Source organism: Luteimonas kalidii (genome assembly GCF_029887935.1).
Classification (GTDB): Bacteria; Pseudomonadota; Gammaproteobacteria; order Xanthomonadales; family Xanthomonadaceae; genus Luteimonas; species Luteimonas kalidii.
This window is the reverse complement of record NZ_JARXRO010000018.1, coordinates 47,668-68,229: the sequence shown is the minus strand read 5'-3', so window position 1 is coordinate 68,229 and position 20,562 is coordinate 47,668. Positions and strand designations below refer to the sequence as shown.

Below are 20,562 nucleotides of genomic sequence, written 5' to 3'. Positions count from 1 at the left end.
CGCTACGCCTGCGCGGGCGCGGCGCCGGTGGCGTCGGGACCGGGGCGTCCGGGCTCGTCACGCCGCACCTTGAACCAGGCCGCGTACAGCGCCGGCAGGAACACCAGGGTCAACACGGTCGCAATGGTGAGACCGCCCATGATCGCCACCGCCATCGGCCCGAAGAACACCGAGCGCGACAGCGGGATCATGGCCAGGATCGCCGCCAGCGCGGTCAGCACGATCGGGCGGAACCGGCGCACCGTGGCATCGACCACCGCATCCCAGCGCGCGTGCCCGGCGGCAATGTCATGTTCGATCTGGTCCACCAGGATCACCGAGTTGCGCATGATCATGCCTGCCAGCGCGATGGTGCCGAGCATGGCGACGAAGCCGAACGGCACCCGGAACACCAGCAGGAACAGGGTCACGCCCACCAGCCCGAGCGGCGCGGTCAGGAGCACCAGCGCGGTGCGCGAGAGGCTGCGCAGCTGCAGCATGAGCAGGGTCACCACCACGAACAGGAACAGCGGCAGCCCGGCCCTGATCGAGTCCTGCCCGCGCGCCGAATCCTCCACCGTGCCGCCGGTCTCGAGCCGGTAGCCGGGCGGCAATGCGTCGCGGATCGCGTCGAGCGTGGGCAGGATCTGCGCGACCACGCTCGGCGGCGTGGTCGCGTCGCGGATGTCCGCGCGTACGGTCACCGTCGGCAGGCGGTCGCGATGCCAGATGATGCCGTCCTCGAACACGTATTCGAGCGTGGCCACCTGCGACAGCGGGACCGGCGGCCCGTCGCCCCCGGGGATCGCGAGGCTGCCGAGCAGGTCCAGGCGGGTGCGCTCCTCTTCGGGTCCGCGCAGCAGGATGCCGATCAATTCGTTGTCCTCGCGGTACGTGCTCACCTGCAGCCCGCTCAGCGAGCCCGACAGGAACTGCGCCACCTGCTGCGAACTGATCCCGAGCGCACGCGCGCGGTCCTGGTCGATCACCAGCCGGACCACCTTGCTCGGCTCGCTCCAGTCCAGGTTGACGTTGACGACGTGCGGATTGGTGCGCACCTGCGCCGCCACGTCGCCGGCGATCGCGCGCACGTGCTCGACGTGCTCGCCGGAGACGCGGAACTGCACCGGGTAGCCGACCGGCGGCCCGTTCTCCAGCCGGGTCACGCGCAGCTGCAGGTCGGGGAAGCGCGGCGCGACCTCGTCCACCAGCCAGGTGCGCAGCGTCTCGCGGGCGTCCAGGTCGCCGGCGCGCACCACGAACTGGGCGAAGTTGGCCTGCGGCAGCTGCTGGTCCAGCGGCAGGTAGAAGCGGGGCGAGCCGGTGCCGATGTAGGCCACGTGGTTGTCGATGTCCGCGCGCGTGGCGAGCATCGCCTCCAGCCGCCGCGCCTGGGCCTCGGTGGCGCGCAGCGAGCTGCCTTCGGCAAGTTCCATGTCCACCATCAGTTCCGGGCGGACGGAATCGGGGAAGAACTGCTGCGGCACGAACCGGAACAGCATCAGCGACAGCACGAACGCCGCCGCGGTCGCGCCGATGACCAGCCAGCGATGCACCAGGGTCCAGTCGAGCAGGCGCCGGAAGCGCTGGTAGAAGCGGGTCTGGTAGGGATCGTGCGCCGGGTGTCGCGCCTGCGGCGATGCACCCTCAGGCGGCACGCCGCCATCCGCCTGCCGCCGCTCTGCATCGACCTGCATGGTCGCCGCGTCCCGCCCGCGCGCCTCGTCGGCCGGAGCCGCAGGGAGGGCGCCGCGGCCGCGCCGGCGCGGGAGCCGCGCGACCAGGCGCTGCAGCAGCGGCGATGGCGCCTCGCGCCCGTGCATGTCCGGCAGCATCCGCTCCCCGAGCCAGGGAATGAACAGCACCGCGGCGATCCACGACACCAGCAGCGCGATCGTCACCACCTGGAACAGCGAGCGGGTGTACTCGCCCGTGCTGGAGGCCGCGGTCGCGATCGGGAGGAAGCCTGCCGCGGTCACCAGGGTGCCGGTGAGCATCGGGAAGGCGGTATTGGTCCAGGCGAAGCCGGCGGCGCGGAAGCGGTCGTAACCCTGCTCCATCTTGATCGCCATCATCTCCACCGCGATGATCGCGTCGTCGACCATCAGTCCCAGCGCCAGCACCAGCGCGCCGAGCGAGATCTTGTGCAGGCCGACCCCGAACCAGTCCATCGCGATGAACGTCATCGCCAGCACCAGTGGGATCGAGACCGCCACCACCAGGCCGGTGCGGAAGCCGAGCGAGAAGAAGCTCACCAGCAGCACGATCGCCACCGCCTCGCCCAGCACGCGCACGAACTCGCCGATCGACTCGTCCACCGCGGCCGGCTGGTCGGCGACCTTGCGCAGCGACATGCCGACGGGCAGCGTGTCCTGGAGGCGCGCAAACCCGCGCTCCAGCGTGCGCCCCAGGCGCAGGATGTCGCCGCCTTCGTGCATCGACACGCCGATGCCGATCGCGTCCTCGCCCATGAACCGCATCTTCGGCGCGGCCGGATCGGCGAATCCGCGAACGACGTTGGCGATGTCGCCCAGGCGGATGGTGCGGTCGCCGGCGCGGATCGGGAAGTCGCGGACCTGACCGACCGATTCGAAGGCACCATCGACGCGGATCTGCACCCGGTCGGTCGGGGTCTCGAAGAACCCGGCCGGCACCACCGCGTTCTGCTGCGCCAGCGCCTCGCGCACCGCCTGCAGCGGGATGCCGAGCGTGGCCAGGCGGGTGTTGTCGACCTCGATCCAGATTTTCTCGTCCTGCAGGCCGATCAGTTCGACCTTGCCCACGTCGTCCATCCGCTGCAGCTCGAGCTGGATGCGGTCGGCATAGTCCTTGAGCACGGCGTAGTCGAAGCCCTCGCCGGTGAGCGCGTAGATGTTGCCGAAGGTGTCGCCGAACTCGTCGTTGAAGAACGGCCCGACCACGTCCTCCGGCAGGGTCGCGCGGATGTCGCCGATCTTCTTGCGTACCTGGTACCAGAGTTCCGGGATCTCCTGCGAACGCATCGAATCGCGCGCGGCGAAGATCACCTGCGATTCCCCCGGCCGCGAGTACGCGCGGATGTACTCGTAGTCGCCGGTTTCCATCAGCGTCTTCTCGATCCGCTCGGTGACCTGGCGCGCGACTTCCTCCGCGGTCGCGCCGGGCCACAGCGTGCGCACCACCATCGCCTTGAAGGTGAACGGCGGGTCCTCCGAGCGGCCGAGCTGCAGGTACGAGAACGCGCCCGCCAGCGCGACCACGATCATCGCGTACAGCACCAGGCTGCGGTTGCGCAGCGCCCACTCGGACAGGTTGAAGCGCATCGCTCAGCCCCCTGCCGCGCGACGGCCCGGCCGGACCCTGGATCGATCGGCGCCCCTCACCGTGCTCGCTCCGGCGTCCGGTCCGTCGGCGCGACCGGGCGGTTGTCGCGATCCACCGGACTCACTTTCTCGCCCGCGCGCAGCAGGTGTCCGCCGGCCGCGACCACCCGGTCGTCCGGCTGCAGGCCCGCGACCACCGCGACCCGGCGCTCGCCGTACGCACCCAGGCGCACCGGCACCAGGCGCAGCGTGGATGTGCCCGGATCGACCACCCAGACCGCATGTCCGCCGTCGGGGCCCGGCTGCAGCGCGGCCACCGGCACGCTCAGGGAGTCGCCGGCGTCGGCGTTGCGGACGTACACCCGCGCGCTCTGGCCGAGTTCCACCCGGTCCGCATCCCCGGCGCGCAGCGCGACACGCGCGGCGTAGGTGCGTGCCTGCGGGTCGGCGGCCGCGGCGATCTCGCGCAACGTGCCGGACAGCCGCCGTCCGGGGGCGTTCCACAATTCCACTTCGGCCGCCTGGCCGATGGCGAAGTCGCGGATGCGCGATTCGGGCAGCGCGATCGCGACCTCGCGGCCGTCATCGCCGGCCAGGGTGAACACCGCCTGGCCTGCGGCCACCACCTGGCCCGCCTCGGCCTGGCGGCTGGCGATCACGCCGTCGCGCGGGGCGCGGAGCTGCGAATACCCGGCCTGGTTGCGCGCGACCTCCAGCTGCGCGCGGGCGGCCCTGGCCTGTTCGTCGGCAGCCTTCCACGCGGCGTCCTGTGCGTCCATGGCCGAGGCACTCACCAGCCGGTCGCGCGCCAGGGTGGCGTAGCGCGCGCGGTCGGCACGGGCACGGCCCAGTTCGGCCTCGGCGGCCGCCAGCTGCGCCTGCGCGGCCCGCGCCTGCAGCCGCTGGTCGCCCGGGTCGAGTTCCGCCAGGACCTGCCCCTGGCGCACGGTGTCGCCGGCATCGACGTGACGCCGCACGAGGTTGCCACCGATGCGGAAGGCGAGTGGGCTCTCTTCGCGCGCGCGCACCTCGCCGGGGAAGGCCGAGACCGACGCGTCCTCGCCGGCCGCCGCGCGCTCGACCAGGACCGGGCGCGGATCGGGCTGGCGCCCGGGCTCCGGCCCGCAGGCGGACAGCAGGGCGGCGAGTGCCAGCGCCTGCAGCCACCGTCCCACCCCGTGTCGCCTGCCGTGCATCGTGCGCGTCCGATTAATGAACCGGTGCGTATAGTATAAATAGAGAACCGATTAGTCTAGTATTAGCCGATGCCTTCCAAGCCCCTGCCCAGTTCCGCGGCGACCCCTCCGCGTACCACGCCCGGACCCGGCCGCCCCAAGGACCTGGCCAAGCGCGCCGCGATCCTCGATGCCGCCGCGCGCATGTTCACCCAGCACGGATTCGAGGGCGCGAGCATGGACCAGATCGCCGCCGAGGCCGGCGTGTCCAAGCTCACCGTCTACAGCCACTTCGGCGACAAGGAAGCGCTGTTCGGCGAGGCGGTACGCGTGGTCTGCGCCTCGCTGATGCCCGACGACCTGTTCGTGCCGGATACGGGCGCGCCACTGCGGCTGCAGCTGACAGGCATCGCGCGCGCCTTCTTCGCCATGATCACCAGCGATGAAGCCCTGGCCACGCATCGCATGATGATGAGTCCCGGCGGCGACGAACGCGTGCGCCAGATGTTCTGGCAGGCCGGGCCGGAGCGCACCCAGCGCGCATTCGCCGCGTTCCTGGAGGCGCGCTGCGCACTGGGCGAACTCGACCTGCCGGACGTGCCGCGCGCGGCGCGCCAGTTCTTCGCCCTGCTCAAGGGCGACCTGCACACGCGCATGGCCTGCGGTCTGTGCGACCACCCGGGCGACGCCGCGGTGGAGGCGCATATCGAAGCCACCGTCGACATGTTCCTGCGCGCCTACGCGCGCCCTGCGACGCCCGCCGGGTGAGCGCGCGGTGCGCCATCGGTCGCGGTGACTTCCGGCACTCAGCCCGGCGGGGCCCGCTGGCGATCATGGCCCCGGGAAATCGGCCGATCCGGCCAGTAGAATCGCGTTCCTTCCCTCTTCCGATCCGGACCGCACGATGAGTTTCGATTACGCCAAGGCCCGCGAGACCATGGTCGAGCAGCAGATCCGCCCCTGGGAGGTGCTGGATCCGCGCGTGCTCGAGGTACTGGCGCGCCTGCCGCGCGAGGCCTTCGTCGCCGAACGCCACCGCGCGCTCGCCTACGCCGACCTCGAGCTGCCGCTGGGCCATGGCGAGACCATGCTCAAGCCGGTGCTCGAGGGCCGCGCCCTGCAGGCGCTGGCGCTGGACGGGGGCGAATCGGTGCTGGAAATCGGCACCGGCAGCGGCTTCCTGACCGCCTGCCTGGCCGCCCTGTCGCGCGAGGTGACCAGTCTCGAGCGCCACGCCGATCTGGCCGAGGCCGCGTATGGCCGGCTGCAGGCGCAGGGCACCGGCAATGTCGAAGTCGTGGCCGCCGATGCGTTCGTGTGGGAACCGGGGCGCCAGTTCGACGCGATCTGCGTGACCGGTGCGGTCGATGCGGTGCCGTCACGTTTCGTCGGCTGGCTGCGTCCCGGTGGCCGGATGTTCGTCGTCCACGGTCGGTTGCCGGCGATGGAGGCGGCACTGCTGCGCAACGACGTCAACGGCCACCGTATCGAATCGTTGTTCGAGACCGAACTGCCCTACCTCGCCGGCGCCGAACCGCGCCCCGAATTCAAGTTCTGATACACCCCGGTTTTTTTCGCCAAGGATTCCCGATGCTCCGCCGCCCCCTGGTTCTTTCCCTCGCCCTCGCGCTGTCGTCCGCTCCGGTGTTCGCCGAAGACCTGATGCAGACCTACGAGCTGGCGCGGACCAACGACCCGCAGCTGTCGATCGCCGAATCCAGTCGCCTGTCCAACCGCGAGAATGCGGTGCAGGCGCGTGCCGCGCTGCTGCCGCAGATCAATGGACAGGCGACGCTGGACCGCGTGCACGAGGCCGGCGAAACCGGCACTGCGCGCAGCCGCAACTACCGCGCCACGCTCGGCCAGGCCATCGTCGACCTCGGCGCGATCTCGAACCTGCGTGCCGAGCGCGACTACAGCACCGCGGCCGACTACGACTTCGAAGCCGCCGGCGACGAACTGATCTCGCGCACCGCCAATGCCTATTTCGACGTGCTCGTGGCGCTTGAGACCCTGGCGGCGGCCGAAGCCGCGGAGGAAGCGTTCCAGAAGCAGTTCGACTACGCGGACAAGCGCCTCGAGGTCGGCCTGGCGCCGATCACCGACGTGCACGAGGCACGCGCGCAATACGATGCCGCGCGCGCCAACACCATCGTCGTGCGCAATCTGCTGGCAGATGCCTACCAGGCGCTGGCGGAGATCACCGGGACCCCGATCAACCTCCTCAAGGCATTGCCGGAGGACTTCCGGCCGGAGCTGCCGCCGGGCGGCGATGCGGAGTCGTGGGTGCAGCGCGCGGCCGACGGCAACCCGAGCCTGCAGGCCGCGCGTTACTCGGTGCAGGGCGCCGAGCACAATGTCTCGACCGCGCGTGCCGGCCACCTGCCGACCCTCGACCTCGGCGTGACCTACAGCAACGGCGCGAGCTGGTATTCGCCGACGCCGGGCAGCGTGTCGGTCAACGACGAGGGCCACAGCATCGGCCTCACGCTGACCGTCCCCATTTTCGCCGGCGGCGCCACCCAGTCGCGCGTGCGCCAGGCCATCGCCGGCCGCGACATCGCGCAGGACCAGCTGGAACAGGGGCGTCGCGCGGTCGAGCGGAATACGCGGCGCGCCTACCAGGCGCTCGAGGCGGGCATCAGCGAGGTCGAGGCCCGCCGGCTGGCGCTGGTGTCGGCGCAGAGCGCCTACGACGCCTCCCAGGTCGGCCTGGAAGTCGGCACCCGCACGGTCATCGACGTGCTGATCAACCAGCAGAACCTGTTCCAGGCGCGCGAGGCGTACGCCATCACCAAGTACCGCTACCTGCGCAACCGGCTGTTGCTGGAACAGGCAGCCGGCACGCTCGACGCGAGCACCGTGCAGGACATCAACCGCCTGCTGACCGTCGACGCCACCGCGCCTGCCGACGTCCGGCAGTGATCCGCGGCTGAGCCCCTGCGCCCGCGCCGCTCACGCGGCGTGCGGCGGCAGGTCCGGGTCGATCAGCGCCAACGTGCGCTGCACCGCGCCGCGGCCATCGCGCACCAGCGCCAGGCCGGCCTCGCGCATGGCCGAACGCCCGGCTTCGTCCCCGAGCAGCGCGGCCAGTGCCTGCTCGACCTGGGTCGCATCGCTGCCCACGCGCATCGCGCCGGCCTGCTGCATGCGGCGCGCGATGTCGGCGAAGTTGTGCAGGTGCGGCCCGGTGACCACCGGCGTGCCCACCGCGGCCGGCTCGAGCAGGTTGTGCCCGCCGATGTCCTGCAGGCTGCCGCCGACGAAGGCGACATCGGCGCAGGCGTAGAACTGCTGCAGCTCGCCCAGGGTGTCGAGCACGAACACCGCGTCGTCCGGGTCGGGCAGCCGCGTGAGCCTGCGCGTGGCCACGCGCCAGCCGGCGTCCAGCGCCTGCTGCGCCACGCTGCGGAAGCGTTCCGGATGCCGTGGCGCCCACAGCAGCAGAAGATCCGGCCATCGCGCACGCAATTGCCGGTGGATGGCGAGCACCGCCGGTTCCTCCTCGGGATGCGTGCTGGCGGCGATCCACACCGGCCGGGTGCCGGTGCGTTCGCGGAAACCACGGGCCGCCTGCGCGATCGCCTGCATGTCGATGTCGATGTCGTACTTGAGGTTGCCGGTGACGGTGATCACCGCTTCCGGCGCGCCGAGCGCGGCGAAGCGGCGCGCGTCATCGGCGGACTGCGCCGCGACCCGGCGCAGGGTGGCCAGCACGCGCGCGAGCAGTGGCCGCAACACCCGGTAGCCGCGCAGCGAGCGCTCCGAAAGCCGCGCGTTCACGAGATAGGCGGGGATGCCCGTATCGCGGCAGCACAGCAGCAGGTTCGGCCACAGTTCGGTCTCGACCACCAATGCGATCCGCGGCCGGAACTGCGCCAGGAACCGGCGCACCGCGCCCGACAGGTCGTAGGGCAGGTAGACGTGCTCGACCCGGTCGCCCCATAGCGCGCGCACGCGCGCCGAGCCGGTCGGGGTGATGGTGGTGACCAGCAGGCGCTCGCCGGGGCGCGCGTCGAGCAGCGCCTGCACCAGCGGCGCGACCGCATTGACCTCGCCCACCGAGACCGCGTGCACCCAGACCGGCGTCGGCGGCGCCGGGTCGGCGTAGCGCGCGTAGCGCTCGCTCCAGCGTTCGAAATAGGCCTCCTGGCGGAAGCCGCGCCAGATCAGGTGATACACGGTCACCGGCACCAGCAGATACAGCGCCGCCGAATACAGGCCGCGCAGCAGGCGTTCGGTGATGTCGGCGGGCATCGGCACAGGATAGCCGGGGAATCGTGGCGCGGGTGCCGCCGCCGTCACCGGCTGCGGTCCGGACCACCGACTACAATCGCCGCATGGCTTCCGCGCAACCACCGCTGCCTCCGCCGCCGCTGTCGCCGCGCCACTGGCCCACCTGGCTCGGCATCGGCGCGATGGCGCTGGCGGCGCGACTGCCCTGGATGTGGCAGCGCGCGATCGGACGCGGCATCGGCACGCTGCTGCGCGTGGCGCTGCGCGAACGGCGCGAGGTGGCGGCGCGCAATCTCGCCCTGTGCTTCCCGGAGCGCGAACCCGACGCGCGCGAGCGCCTGCTGCGGGAGCACTTCGACGCGCTCGGCATCGGCCTGTTCGAGTTCGCGCGCGCGTGGTGGGGTTCGGTGGCGCCGATGCGCCGCGGCCTCGTGGTCGAAGGCCTGGAACACCTGGAAGCCGCGCGTGCGGGCGGGCGCGGCGTGATCGTGGTTTCGGGCCACTTCAGCACGCTGGAGATGTGCGGCCGGCTGATGTGCGACCACGCGCCGCTGGCCGGCATGTATCGCCCGCACGCGCAGCCGGCGATGGAATGGGCGGTGCGGCGCGGCCGCGCGCGCTACGCGGCGGCGATGTTCCCGAAGCAGGACGTGCGCGGCGCGGTGCGGCACCTGAAGAAGGGCGGGCTGCTGTGGTACGCACCCGACCAGGACCCGAGCCGCGGCGACGCGGTGTACGTGCCCTTCTTCGGCCAGCCGGCGCACAGCCTGACCTCGACCCATTCGCTCGCGCGCCTGTCCGGCGCGGCGGTCGTGCTGTACCAGCACCGCCGGCGCGCCGACGGCGGCTACACCCTGACCCTGTGGCCGGCGCTGGACCACTACCCCTCGGACGATCCCGTGGCGGACACCGCGCGCGTGATCGCCGGCATCGAAACCATGGTGCGCGCCGCGCCGGATCAGTACCTGTGGATCCACCGCCGCTTCAAGCGGCAACCCGACGGCAGCTCGCCCTACGCTAACCTCTGAGCGGCTGCCTGCGTCCACGGGTTGGACGCGTCGAGCCGACCGCGCGCCGTCGCCGCCGCCCACGCTGCACGTGCTGTCGCCGAGCGTCGCGCCCACACTGACAACGCGACGCCTCGCCGCTAGGCGGTCGCTGGCGTCGTGGCTTCCCCGGGCGGTGCCGGCGTGCGACCGGCCAGCAGACTGCCGGCGTAGAGCGCGGCGAGCAGCAGCGTCAGCCCGCCCCAGAACGTGGAGTAGAACGCGAGGTGCGTATTGAACGGGAACACCGTGACTGCGAGCGCGAGCATCGCCGGACGCGCCCGCATGCGCGCCTGCGCATCCGCGTAGCGCCACGCGCGCCACGCCAGCGCGGCGCCGGCCAGCCACAGCAGCAGGCCGATGCCGCCGGTCTCGCTGAGGATCTCGAGCACGATCTGGTGGGCGTGGAATGCCGGGCCCTCGCCCCAGGCCGCGAGCTCGCCCGGCGCCGGATCGCAGGCGGGAAACGCCTGCCGGAAGCCGCGTGCGCCCACGCCGTTGACCGGATGCTCGCGCGCCATGCACATCGCCGCGCCCCAGATCCGCGCGCGACCGGACAGGGCGGTGTCGACGCCGTCGTCGCCTTCCGCCGTCCAGGCCTGAGCGGTGCGCAGCACGCGCTCCTGTACCTGCGGCGAGAAATAGGTCAACGCGGCCAGCGACAGTGCGCCCGCCGCGAACACGCCCAGCAGCTTCTTCCAGCCCAGCAGGCTCCAGCCGCTGAACAGCAGGACCAGGGCGAAGGTGATCCACGAGGCCCGCGAGCCGGCGAACAGCACCACCACGCCGATCAGCAGCGCAGCCGCGATCCAGCCGGCGCTGCCCAGGCGCCGGCCTGCGGCATACAGCGCGAACGGCGACAGGCTCGCCAGCACCACGCCGAGCTTGAGGTTGCACGGACCGAGCACGCCACCCAGGCGGTCGGCCAGCACCAGTTGCTCGGCCGTGCACATCGGCCGCCCGCTGATCGCCTGCTTGAGCGCGTCGATGCTCCAGAACAGCGGACTGGTGCCCGACACCACCTGCACCAGCGCATCCACCGTCCACACCGCGACGATCACCGCGAGCCCGCCGAACGTGATCCTGCGCCCGCGCGGCGTCGCGACCGCGGAGGCGGCCAGCCACAGGAACGGCAGGTAGCGCAGGTCGACCAGCGATTCGCGCAGCGCGCGGCCCTGGTCGACCGCATCGAAGGACGACACCAGCTGCGGCAGCCAGTAGGCGCAGAACAGCACGCTGGTCAGCGCCCAGGCCTGCAGGCTGAGCAGGCGCATGCCGCCGCGGAAACGGCCGACCAGCAGGTGCACGATCGCCGCCAGCGCCCCGAGCACCATCACCGCTTCCGCATAGCCCGGCGCCGGCCACAGCGCCACGAACGCCAGCACCCAATGCGGCGCCCAGCGCCAGCCGGCGCGCGGCTCAGCGGGCGGCGTCGTGAGGGTCGCGGAGTTCGTCATAGACCGACAGCGTGGCGTCCTGCATCGCCTGCAAGGTAAACGGAATCGTAGCGGGAAGCGATGGTGGCTGCGCGAGCAGCGCGCGCGCCGTGTGCAGCAACGCCGCGGCGTCGAACGGGGTCACCGCACCGGTCGGCTGCAGCATGTGCAGCAGTTCGCCTACGCCGCCGTGGTCCCAGCCGAGCACCGGCCGCCCAACCGACAGCGCTTCGACCACCGTGCGACCGAACGACTCGGGCTTGCGCGAGAGTTGCAGTACCAGGTCGCTGGCGGCGTAGGCCTCCGCGATCGCGTCGGTGGCAGGACCCAGTTCGAGCGCCTGTTCGACTCCGGAGGTGCGCGCGGTGGCATGCAGTTCGTCGAGGTAGGCCTCGCGCCCGTCCTGGACCGCGCCGGGCATCCACAGTCGCGCATCCATGCCGCCGGCACGCAGTGCGGCCAGCAGGCCGATGGCGTCGGCATGGCCCTTCAGCCGCGTCCCGCGCCCCGGCAGCAGCAGCAACGGCCCGTCTCCGTCCAGCGACGGATGGCGCGCAGCGACGCGCGCACGCGCCGCGCGGTCCGGATGCGGCGCACGCGGGAAGTCCGCCGGGTCCACACCGCGGGGAATCACGCGCAGGCGCGCCGGATCCATCGCGGGATAATGGCGCAGCACATGGTCGCGTACCGTCTGCGAGACGCAGACCACGCGCTCCCCGCGCGCCATGATCGCGCTGTAGCGCGAAGGCGAGTTCAGGCCGTGCACGGTGGTGACGAAGCGTGGACGTGTCGCGACCCGCATGCCGCGCAGCGCGCGCCAGCCCAGCCAGGCCGGCAGGCGCGAGCGCGCATGCACGATGTCGACCCGCTCGCGCGCGAACAGCCGCCGCAGCACGGGCACGTGCCGCAGCACCAGCAGCGACTTGCGCCCAATGTCGAGGGTGACGTGCTCCGCGCCCATGGCCAGCAGCCGCGGCACCAGACGCCCGCCGGCGGAGACCACGATCGCGCGATGCCCGCCGCGCACCAGCGCCTGTGCGATCTCGAGGGTGGAGCGTTCGACGCCCCCGGACTCGAGCGCCGGGAGCAGCTGCACCACGGTCAGTGGGCGCGGCACGGCCGGGCCGCCGCCGCGTCAGTCGACCAGGACGAAGTGCGCGCCGCAGTACGGGCAGTCGGCCTGGCCGCCGTCGGCCTCGATCGGCAGGTAGACGCGCGGATGCGAGTTCCACAGCGCCATCGACGGCAGCGGGCAGCTCAGCGGCAGGTCGGCGCGTCGCACTTCGTACTGGCGCTGCGCGTTGGCTTGCGTGGGCTGGGGCTGGATGGCGGTCATGGCGGCGGCAGGGAAGTCGGAAAGCCGCGGCATTCTACCGCGGAAGCGGCGCCGGCCCGGCGGTCCGGACTATGGCGGCAGGTCGAACAGCAGCAGGTCGGCCGGTTCGCCCGGCCGGCCCGCCAACTGCAGTTCTCCGCCCTCGCCGGTCAGGCCGATGGCATCGCCCGCCGCCAGCGCCTGCCCGTCCACCACCGCACCGCCCTGCGCCACGTGCAGCCAGTACAGGCGCGCGGGATCGAGCGCGTGCACGACCCGCTCGCCGTCGCCGAGCCGCACGCCGCGCAGCCAGGCCTGCTGGCGGATCGCCAGGCTGCCCAGTTCGCCATCGGGCGAGGCCAGCGTCGCCCATCGACCCTGGCGTCTGGCCGGATCGAACGCACGCTGGGCGTAGGCCGGCGGCAGGTCGCCGCGGTCGGGCATGATCCAGATCTGCAGGAAGTGCACCGGCTCGGCGTCCGAGCCGTTGTACTCGCTGTGCTCGATGCCGCTGCCGGCGCTCATCCACTGCAGCTCGCCCGGGCGCAGCACGCCGCTGCTGCCGGTGCTGTCGCGGTGCGCGAGCGCGCCGCTGATCACGTAGCTGAGGATCTCCATGTTCGCGTGCCGGTGCGGCGGAAAGCCGCCACCCGGCGCCACCCGGTCCTCGTTGATCACGCGCAGTGGCCCGAAGCCCATCCACGCCGGATCGTGGTAGTGACCGAAGGAGAACGTGTGCCGGCTGTCGAGCCAGCCGGCATCCACGTGCCCGCGATCGGCCGAGCGTCGGACGATGCGCATCGCCGTGCCTCAGCCTTCCGCGGCGTCGGCGCCTTCCGGCGCCGCGACCATGGCTTCGGTGGTGATGCGCAACTCGACCTCGTCGCTCACGTTCGGCGCGTAGGCGCCCACGCCGAAGTCGCTGCGCTTGAGGGTGGTGGTGGCGTCGAACCCGGCAGCCGGGCGCTTGGCCATCGGGTGCTCGGCGAAGCGGTTGATCGTGGCGTCCAGCACCACCGGCTTCGTGATGTCCTTCACCGTGAGGTCGCCCGTGATCCTGAGGCGGTTGCCGCCCGCAGGCTCGACCGACGTGCTCCTGAAGGTGATCGCCGGGAACTTCTCCGCGTCGAAGAAATCGGCGCTGCGCAGATGCTCGTCGAAATCGTCCGAGAACGAGTCCAGCCCGGCCAGCGGCAGCGTAACCTCGACCGACGAGGCGGCGACGTTGTCGGCGTCGTACACGATTGCGCCCTCGGCCTGGCCGAAGTTGGCGACCGGGTTTGAGAAGCCGAAATGGCTCCACTGCGCGACCACGTTGGTGTGGTTCGGATCGATCACGTAGGTGCCCGAGACGCCTTCGACCGGCGCGGCATCGGAGGCGGCCGGTTCCGCGACAGGCGCGGCGGCGGCATCCGCCGCGGGGGTCGGCGTGGCCGCGGAATCGGCAGCGGCGGGCGGCTCCGCAGGCGAGCACGCGGCGATGGCCAGGGTCAGGGCGAGCGGGAGCAGCAGCTGGATGGGACGTTGCATGGAAGTGACCTCGGAACGGGTGGGTGGATGGCACGGCCCGGGCGGACGGCTGCCAGGCCTGCACGGCGGGTGCTGCGGGTACGGCGGATCATGCGGGACTGCACTGTCTGGCCGGGCGCCGAGCGCGCCCTGGCAGAACGTCTGCCGCCGCGCGCCATCGATCCGCTCCGGCGCCGGGCGGCGGCCTAGCGGTATCGCAGGGCGCAGGATGCCTCATTCGATCCGCGCCGCCTCGTCGAACGACAGCCGCGGCGAGCGTGGGTACAGCGCGGCGGGATCGCCGCGGCCCAGGTTGACCAGGATGTTGGAGCGCACCGGCGTGCCGGCGAAGAACGCGGCATCGACCTTGGCATTGTCGAAGCCGGTCATCGGCCCGGTGTCGAGCCCCAGCGCGCGCGCCGCCAGGATCAGATAGGCCGTCTGCATGCTCGACCCGCGCAGCGCCACGCGCTGCAGCCGTTCCTCGGGCGAGCCTTCGAACCAGGACTTCGCATCCACGTGCGGGAATAGCACCGGCAGCTTGTCGTAGAAGCGCAGATCGTGGCCCACGATCACGGTGACCGGGGCGGCCATCGTCTTGGCGTAGTTGCCCTCGCTCAACGCGGGCCCGAGCTTCTCCTTCGCCTCGCGCGAGCGCACGAACACGAACCGCGCCGGGCAGGTATTGGCTTCGGTCGGCCCCAGCTTCGCCAGGTCATGGAGCCGGCGCAGGATGGCGTCGTCGATCTCGCCGGTGAACGCGTTGTGGGTGCGGGCGGTGCGGAACAGCTGGTCGAGCGCGGCATCGGGCAGCGTGTCGGTCATCGGGCGTCCTGCGGGAGCGGTCTGGAGTGGACTGCAGTGTAGAGTTCCACGCATGACGTTCAGCCGCGGTCATCGGAACGGATGATTACAGAAATGGAACGAGCCGCCGCCGCGGGCGCGCATTCACCGCAAATCTGGTCTCTCAGCGACGGGCGTGCCGGCAATGCCCGGCAAGCCGATGCGCTGGCCGATGCGCTGGGGGGCGGGGCGCGCCGGCTCGTCCTCGCGCCGCGCGCGCCCTGGCGCTGGGCGGCGCCGCACCGATGGCCCGCCGCACGGTACGCGTTCGGACCCGCGTTCGCCGAGGCCCTTGCCGCGCCTCCCGCGCTCGCCATCGGCTGCGGCCGCCAGGCTGCGCTCGCCACGCGCCTGCTCGGCGCGCGCGGCGCCCGGACGGTGCAGATCCTCGACCCGCGCATCGATACCCGCCACTGGGACCTGCTGGTCGTGCCGGAACACGACGACCGCCACGGTGACAGGATCATTTCCCTGCTCGGCAGCCTGCATCCGGTCGACGACGCCTGGCTGGCCGACGCCCGCCAGACCTTCGCCGCCCTGGCCGACCTGCCGGCGCCTCGCACGGTCCTGCTCGTCGGCGGCCCCACGGCGCATGCGCCTTACGACCGCGGGCGGCTCGACGCCCTGTGCGGCCATCTGGTCGATCGGGCCACCCGCGAGGGCGGCAGCGTGCTCGGTACCGTGTCGCGGCGCACGCCCGCCGACATGGGCGAGGCCCTCCAGCGCGCGCTCGCCGGCACCCACGGCGTGCTCTGGCACGGCGCCGGCGACGGTCCCAATCCCTACCCGGGCCTGCTGGCCTGGGCAGACCGCATCGTCTGCTCGCCCGACTCGGTGAACATGGTGAGTGAAGCCTGCGCCACCCGGGTGCCCGTCCATGTATTCGACGCCGACCGCACGGATGGACGACCGCGGCGGTTCCTCGAGGCGCTGCGCGCACGCGGACGCATCGGCGCGTTCGACGTGGCCCCCGGCCCGCGCCCGGAGCTCGCGCCGCTACGGGAAACCGGCCGGGTGGCGGAGGTGGTGCGGCAGCGGCTGGGATGGGGGTGAGCGGGGACGTTGTGCCATGGGAGGTCCGCGGCAACTTTTCCCCGGGTGCGCTGCGCTTACGCGGGCTACGCCGGGACCGGATCGTGGGAGACCGGTGCGTCGGCTTTCCGTAGCCCGGATAAGGCCGCAGGCCGCATCCGGGACCTCGCGGATATCCCAACACGTCGCGACCCGGGTGCGCTTCGCTTACCCGGGCTACGCGGATGTGGGCTTGGCGTCGTCGCGGGGCTGCGGCTACTGCGGCGGCGCCGCCAGTTCGCGGGCGTCGAGGAATCCGTCGCGGTTCGCGTCCTGGCGGCGGAAGCGCTCGGCCAGACGGCTGCGGTGCTGGTCCCGGGCCAGGGGCTTGCCCTTGCCGCCGGGCTGCTCGGCGGGTGAGAGGACACCGTCGCCGTCGCGATCCATGCCGTCGAAGGCGTAGCTCATCCAGTCCTGGTATTCGGACAGCGACACCCGGCCATCGCCGTCGGCATCCATCTTCGCGAGGTAGTCGCCGGTGCGCGTGACCTGGGCCGACAGGGCACCGGAGAGCAACACGAGGGCGAAGGCGATGAGGGCGCGCATGGGCGTGGAGTGTAGCGGCTGGGCGGCCCTGTCCCGCAGGCGGAAGACCCGGCGAACGTGGCATCCCGGCATCCGCGCTCGATGGCGGCGCAGGCGGTGCGCGGCGTCGCCCTCACCCGGCGCGCGCCCCGATCCCTCTCCCGCCACGCGGCGGATCCGTGCCGAGTGAGACTGTGCGCCGAATGCTCCCGCAAGGCGCGGAGCGGCGCGCCGTCGATGCTCTCCACCGACCCTCTTCCGAGGGGCAGGAAAGCGGCGTGCGCTGTCGTGATATCTACGCCGGACCTCTCTCCGGGGGCGGAAGAGGCGTGTCCGGTGGCTCCCGCGTCAGGCGCGGACCGACTGCAGCGAATAGCCCTTGAGCCGCGCCGAATAGTCCTGCAGCACGCGGATGCCGCTGGCTTCGGCCTCGCGGCACCAGTCCTGCAGGGCATGCAGCGCGTCGCTGGCGTTGCTGCTGCGCGCCTCGAGCACGGCGGCCAGGCGGCGGCGGTACTCGACCAGGGTGTGGATGCGCGGACGCTGCGAGATCCACTGCTGCATCTGCTCGCGCGCTTCCGGCTTGAGCCAGCGGCCGTCGTCGACCAGCGCCTTGCGCTGCTGCCGCGGCAACAGCGAGCGCAGCTTGCCGCCGGCGATGGCCGCCTCCTCGCGCAGCGCCGGCATCAGCACGTTGCGCTGGTAGTCGGTCATCGCCTGGAAGCGGTGCGCGAGCAGTGCGCGCATGGTGTCGGTGTCGGGCACCTGGATGTTCGGGCGCACGTCGAGCGCCGGTGCCACGCGCAGCACCTTGGCCAGCTTCACCGTTTCCAGGCCCCTGATCACGGCCCAGCCGATATCGAACTCCCACTTGCGCAGCGCGAACTTGGCCGAACTGGGGAAGGCATGGTGGTTGTTGTGCAGCTCCTCGCCGCCGATCCACAGGCCCCACGGGGTGAGGTTGGTGGCGGTGTCGGTGGTCTCGAAGTTGCGGTAGCCCCACCAGTGGCCGAGGCCGTTGACCACGCCCGCGGCCCAGAACGGGATCCACGCCATCTGGATCGCCCAGATCGCGATGCCGGCGAAACCGAACAGGGCGAAGCTGAGGAACAGCAGCAGGGTCGGGCCGAGGGTGGCATACGGGGTATACAGATGGCGCTCGATCCAGTCGCTGGGCGCGCCCTTGCCGTACTGCTCGATGTCGGCGCGCATGCCGCGCGCTTCGCGATAGAGCTCGACGCCCTGCCAGAACACCGTCTTGATGCCCTTGTGCATCGGGCTGTGCGGATCTTCCTCGGTCTCGCACTTGGCGTGGTGCTTGCGGTGGATCGCGACCCACTCGCGGGTGATCATCGAGGTGGTGAGCCAGGTCCAGAAGCGGAACACGTGCGCGAGCACCGGATGGAAATCCACGCCGCGATGCGCCTGGCTGCGATGCAGGTAGAGCGTGACCGACAGGATGGTCAGCTGGGTGGCAGCCAGGAAGTAGGCGGCGAGCGGCCAGAAGCTCCACTGCAGCAGGCCACCGGCGAGGAAATCGATCAGGGACGCGGGCATGACGTATTCGGAAAGTGCGGGACCCCTGCATGATGGGGCCGCCACCGGGACATGGCCAGCCCTGCGCCGACGTATGGTGTTCAGTCCGATTCATCCCCACGTCCCGCAGATGCCCGCCGACCCCAGCCGTTCCACCGATCCGCTGATCGAGCTCGACGACGCCCGCGTGCTGCGCGACGGGCGCGCGGCGCTCGATGGCCTCAGCCTGCGCCTGCCGCAGGGACGGCACACCGCCATCCTCGGCCCGAACGGCTGCGGCAAGTCAACGTTCATCCAGGTGATCACGCGCCAGCTGTATCCGCTGGCGCATGCCGACGGGCGCGCGCCCGTGCGCATCCTGGGACAGTCGCGCTGGGACGTGCGTGCACTGCGCGCGCAGCTGGGCATCGTGACCGGGGCGCTGCACGAAGACCTGCTGTCGGTACCGGAACTGACCGTGCGCGACGTGGTGCTGGGCGCCTTCGAGGCCCGGCTCGCGCCGCAGGACGCCGACCCGGCGCCTGCCGACCGGCAGGACCGGGCCGCGGCGGCGCTGGCTCGGGTCGAGGCCGCGCATCTGGACGCACGCCCCTATGCCGCGCTGTCCACCGGCGAGGCCCGGCGCGTGCTGCTGGCGCGTGCCCTGGTGCACGCGCCCCGGGCGCTGCTGCTGGACGAACCGGCGGCGGGACTGGATGTCGTCGCCCATGCCCGCATGCTGCGCACGCTGCGCCGCCTGGCGCGCGACGGCGTGACCCTGGTGCTGGTGACCCACCATGCCGAAGAGCTGATTCCCGAGATCGGACACGTGGTGCTGCTGCGCGCGGGCCGGATCGTCGCGGACGGTCCCCGTGCAGACGTGCTGACACCCGCCCTGCTCGCGCGCACTTTCGGCGCGCCGCTGCGCCTGCACGACGGCCCGCGACCGCGCTTCGAACTCGAGGGGGACGACGCGGATGCCTGAACTGCCCGAGGTCGAGACCACCCGCCTCGGCCTGGCCCCGCACGTGGAGGGCCGGCGGGTGCACGCCGTGGTGCTGCGCCGCCCCGACCTGCGCTGGCCGATCCCGCCGGAGGTCCCGGACCTGCTCCCTGGCCAGCGCATCGAGGCCGTGCGCCGCCGCGCCAAGTACCTGCTGCTCGACACCGTCGCCGGCAGCGCCCTGCTCCACCTGGGCATGTCCGGGAGCCTGCGGGTGCTGCCCGCGGCCACTCCGGTGCGCGAGCACGACCACGTCGACCTGGTGCTCGGCGAGACCCGCGCCGACCCGGCACAGGTCCTGCGCTTCAACGATCCGCGCCGCTTCGGCTGCCTGCTGTGGCAGCCGCCGGGCGAGGTCCATCCGCTGCTGCGCGGACTGGGGCCGGAGCCGCTGTCGGACGACTTCGACGGCGACTACCTGTTCGCGCGCAGCGGCGGCCGACGCGCCCCGGTGAAGGCCTTCCTGATGGACCAGCGGATCGTGGTCGGGGTGGGCAACATCTACGCCGCCGAGGCATTGCATGCGGCCGGCATCTCGCCGCTGCGCGCGGCCGGGCGGATCTCGCGCGAGCGCTACCGGGTGCTGGCCGACGAAGTGCGGCGGATCCTCGACCACGCCATCCGCCGCGGCGGCACCACCCTGCGCGATTTCCTCGCCCCCGACGGCGCCCCGGGCTATTTCGAGCAGGAACTGTCGGCCTATGGCCGCGGCGGCGCGCCCTGCCCGCGCTGCGGGCGGCCGCTGCGCCAGGCGTCGATCGGCCAGCGCACCACGGTCTGGTGCGGGCACTGCCAGCGCTGACGCTCCGAGCGCCGACGCCCATTGACCGGGCCACGGCTGGCGCGCCTTCGCGGTATAGTCCCGGCGCTGAACGGGACTTCTCGCGCGCATGGCCGATACCGCTGACATCACCCTCTGGCTGGACGCCGCGCGCGGCGGCGACCGCGGCGCGCTCGACCGGGTGCTGGCGACGCTCTACCAGGAACTGCACACCATGGCGCGGCGCCAGCTGTCGGGCCAGATGGGCCAGACCCTGGACGCCACCGCGCTGGTGCACGAGGCCTACCTCAAGCTGATCGGGCGCAAGGAAATCCAGTTCGACGATCGCGCCCACTTCTTCGCCTATGCGGCTTCGGCCATGCGCAGCGTGGTGGTCGACTACGCGCGCCAGCGCCTGGCGCAGAAGCGCGGCGGCGACCTGCACCGCGTCACCGACCTGCCGCACGACATCGAGGGCGGCCTGCGCATCGACGAGGACATGCTGGCCCTGGACGTGGCGCTCAACCGCCTGGCCGGCGTCGATGCCAAGCTCGCGCACGTGGTGGAGCTGCGCTATTTCGGTGGGCTGTCGGAAGCCGAGATCGCCACCCTGCTGGGCCGCTCCGACCGCAGCATCCGCCGCGACTGGCAGAAGGCGCGGATGTTCCTGCTGGCCTCGCTGCAGGATTCGTGACCGGGGAATACGGCGACATGGGGGGCATGGGCCGACGCAGGAATTCCCGGGAGTCCGGGTTTCGGCGGGGGGATGCAGCCGTTGCCCCCGCGCTTCTTCCCGCTTTTCCTTCCCCCGCTCGCGGGGGAAGGTGCCGAAGGCGGATGGGGGCGC

19 protein-coding genes are annotated in these 20,562 nt (G+C 71.9%); 8 read left to right on the top strand and 11 right to left on the bottom strand.

Going from position 1 to position 20,562, the window contains the following annotated elements; genetic code table 11:
• Positions 1-2: 2 nt before the first annotated feature.
• Together QFW81_RS11270 and QFW81_RS11265 are read right to left on the bottom strand one after the other, a co-directional pair.
• Positions 3-3,281 (bottom strand): efflux RND transporter permease subunit, encoded by a 3,279-nt coding sequence (locus QFW81_RS11270; RefSeq protein ID WP_280578880.1) that lies wholly within the window; start codon positions 3,279-3,281, stop codon positions 3-5.
• Positions 3,282-3,337: 56 nt separating this feature from the next.
• The gene (locus QFW81_RS11265; RefSeq protein ID WP_280578879.1) at positions 3,338-4,456 is read right to left on the bottom strand and encodes an efflux RND transporter periplasmic adaptor subunit; all 1,119 of its coding nucleotides are present in this window, start codon (positions 4,454-4,456) and stop codon (positions 3,338-3,340) included.
• Positions 4,457-4,546: 90 nt separating this feature from the next.
• On the opposite strand from QFW81_RS11265, the gene QFW81_RS11260 reads away from it, so the two are divergent.
• From QFW81_RS11260 to QFW81_RS11250, 3 genes are all read left to right on the top strand, one after another.
• Entirely contained in the window at positions 4,547-5,224 is a 678-nt protein-coding gene (locus tag QFW81_RS11260) for a TetR/AcrR family transcriptional regulator (RefSeq protein WP_280578878.1), read from the top strand.
• Positions 5,225-5,360: 136 nt separating this feature from the next.
• Positions 5,361-6,014, top strand: a complete 654-nt coding sequence (locus QFW81_RS11255; RefSeq protein WP_280578877.1) for a protein-L-isoaspartate O-methyltransferase family protein — start codon at positions 5,361-5,363, stop codon at positions 6,012-6,014.
• 32 nt (positions 6,015-6,046) lie between these two features.
• Positions 6,047-7,381, top strand: coding sequence for a TolC family outer membrane protein (locus QFW81_RS11250; RefSeq protein ID WP_280578876.1), 1,335 nt, complete (start codon positions 6,047-6,049; stop codon positions 7,379-7,381).
• A gap of 30 nt (positions 7,382-7,411) precedes the next feature.
• Here the strand turns inward: QFW81_RS11250 and waaA are convergent, their stop codons facing one another.
• A complete protein-coding gene (gene waaA, locus QFW81_RS11245; protein WP_280578875.1) occupies positions 7,412-8,713 on the bottom strand; it encodes a lipid IV(A) 3-deoxy-D-manno-octulosonic acid transferase in 1,302 nt (433 codons plus the stop codon).
• Positions 8,714-8,796: 83 nt separating this feature from the next.
• On the opposite strand from waaA, the gene lpxL reads away from it, so the two are divergent.
• Positions 8,797-9,720: an LpxL/LpxP family Kdo(2)-lipid IV(A) lauroyl/palmitoleoyl acyltransferase gene (gene lpxL, locus QFW81_RS11240; protein WP_280578874.1), complete on the top strand. Its 924-nt coding sequence runs from the start codon at positions 8,797-8,799 to the stop codon at positions 9,718-9,720.
• 119 nt (positions 9,721-9,839) lie between these two features.
• Here lpxL and QFW81_RS11235 read toward each other — a convergent pair whose 3' ends face one another.
• The 6 genes from QFW81_RS11235 to QFW81_RS11210 form a co-directional block, all read right to left on the bottom strand.
• Positions 9,840-11,195 carry an O-antigen ligase family protein gene (locus QFW81_RS11235; protein ID WP_280578873.1) on the bottom strand — a complete coding sequence of 452 codons (1,356 nt, stop codon included), beginning with the start codon at positions 11,193-11,195 and terminating at the stop codon, positions 9,840-9,842.
• Positions 11,158-12,291: a glycosyltransferase gene (locus tag QFW81_RS11230; RefSeq protein ID WP_280578872.1), complete on the bottom strand. Its 1,134-nt coding sequence runs from the start codon at positions 12,289-12,291 to the stop codon at positions 11,158-11,160. The genes QFW81_RS11235 and QFW81_RS11230 overlap by 38 nt, the downstream gene beginning before the upstream one ends.
• An 18-nt stretch (positions 12,292-12,309) precedes the next feature.
• On the bottom strand, positions 12,310-12,510 hold the full coding sequence (locus tag QFW81_RS11225) for a zinc-finger domain-containing protein (protein WP_280578871.1): 201 nt from the start codon (positions 12,508-12,510) through the stop codon (positions 12,310-12,312).
• Between the two features lie 69 nt (positions 12,511-12,579).
• Positions 12,580-13,290 carry a pirin family protein gene (locus tag QFW81_RS11220; protein ID WP_280578870.1) on the bottom strand — a complete coding sequence of 237 codons (711 nt, stop codon included), beginning with the start codon at positions 13,288-13,290 and terminating at the stop codon, positions 12,580-12,582.
• 9 nt (positions 13,291-13,299) lie between these two features.
• Positions 13,300-14,019 carry a YceI family protein gene (locus QFW81_RS11215; protein ID WP_280578869.1) on the bottom strand — a complete coding sequence of 240 codons (720 nt, stop codon included), beginning with the start codon at positions 14,017-14,019 and terminating at the stop codon, positions 13,300-13,302.
• A gap of 213 nt (positions 14,020-14,232) precedes the next feature.
• Entirely contained in the window at positions 14,233-14,823 is a 591-nt protein-coding gene (locus QFW81_RS11210; protein ID WP_280578868.1) for a malonic semialdehyde reductase, read from the bottom strand.
• A 93-nt stretch (positions 14,824-14,916) separates the two neighbouring features.
• Here QFW81_RS11210 and QFW81_RS11205 point away from each other — a divergent pair, with 93 nt between their 5' ends.
• Positions 14,917-15,894, top strand: a complete 978-nt coding sequence (locus tag QFW81_RS11205; protein WP_280578867.1) for a mitochondrial fission ELM1 family protein — start codon at positions 14,917-14,919, stop codon at positions 15,892-15,894.
• A 234-nt stretch (positions 15,895-16,128) separates the two neighbouring features.
• On the opposite strand, the gene QFW81_RS11200 is transcribed toward QFW81_RS11205, so the two are convergent.
• Together QFW81_RS11200 and QFW81_RS11195 are read right to left on the bottom strand one after the other, a co-directional pair.
• Positions 16,129-16,458, bottom strand: a complete 330-nt coding sequence (locus tag QFW81_RS11200; protein WP_280578866.1) for an EF-hand domain-containing protein — start codon at positions 16,456-16,458, stop codon at positions 16,129-16,131.
• A 327-nt stretch (positions 16,459-16,785) separates the two neighbouring features.
• The gene (locus QFW81_RS11195; protein ID WP_280578865.1) at positions 16,786-17,994 is read right to left on the bottom strand and encodes a DesA family fatty acid desaturase; all 1,209 of its coding nucleotides are present in this window, start codon (positions 17,992-17,994) and stop codon (positions 16,786-16,788) included.
• 109 nt (positions 17,995-18,103) lie between these two features.
• Between QFW81_RS11195 and QFW81_RS11190 the strand changes: the two genes are divergently transcribed.
• The 3 genes from QFW81_RS11190 to QFW81_RS11180 all read left to right on the top strand — a co-directional run bounded on the left by QFW81_RS11190 (position 18,104) and on the right by QFW81_RS11180 (position 20,409).
• Positions 18,104-18,937: an ABC transporter ATP-binding protein gene (locus QFW81_RS11190; RefSeq protein WP_280578864.1), complete on the top strand. Its 834-nt coding sequence runs from the start codon at positions 18,104-18,106 to the stop codon at positions 18,935-18,937.
• A complete protein-coding gene (gene mutM / locus QFW81_RS11185) occupies positions 18,930-19,757 on the top strand; it encodes a bifunctional DNA-formamidopyrimidine glycosylase/DNA-(apurinic or apyrimidinic site) lyase (RefSeq protein WP_280578863.1) in 828 nt (275 codons plus the stop codon). Before QFW81_RS11190 ends, mutM begins: the two co-directional genes overlap by 8 nt.
• Positions 19,758-19,845: 88 nt before the next feature.
• The gene (locus tag QFW81_RS11180; protein WP_280578862.1) at positions 19,846-20,409 is read left to right on the top strand and encodes an ECF-type sigma factor; all 564 of its coding nucleotides are present in this window, start codon (positions 19,846-19,848) and stop codon (positions 20,407-20,409) included.
• The last annotated feature ends 153 nt before the right edge of the window (positions 20,410-20,562 follow it).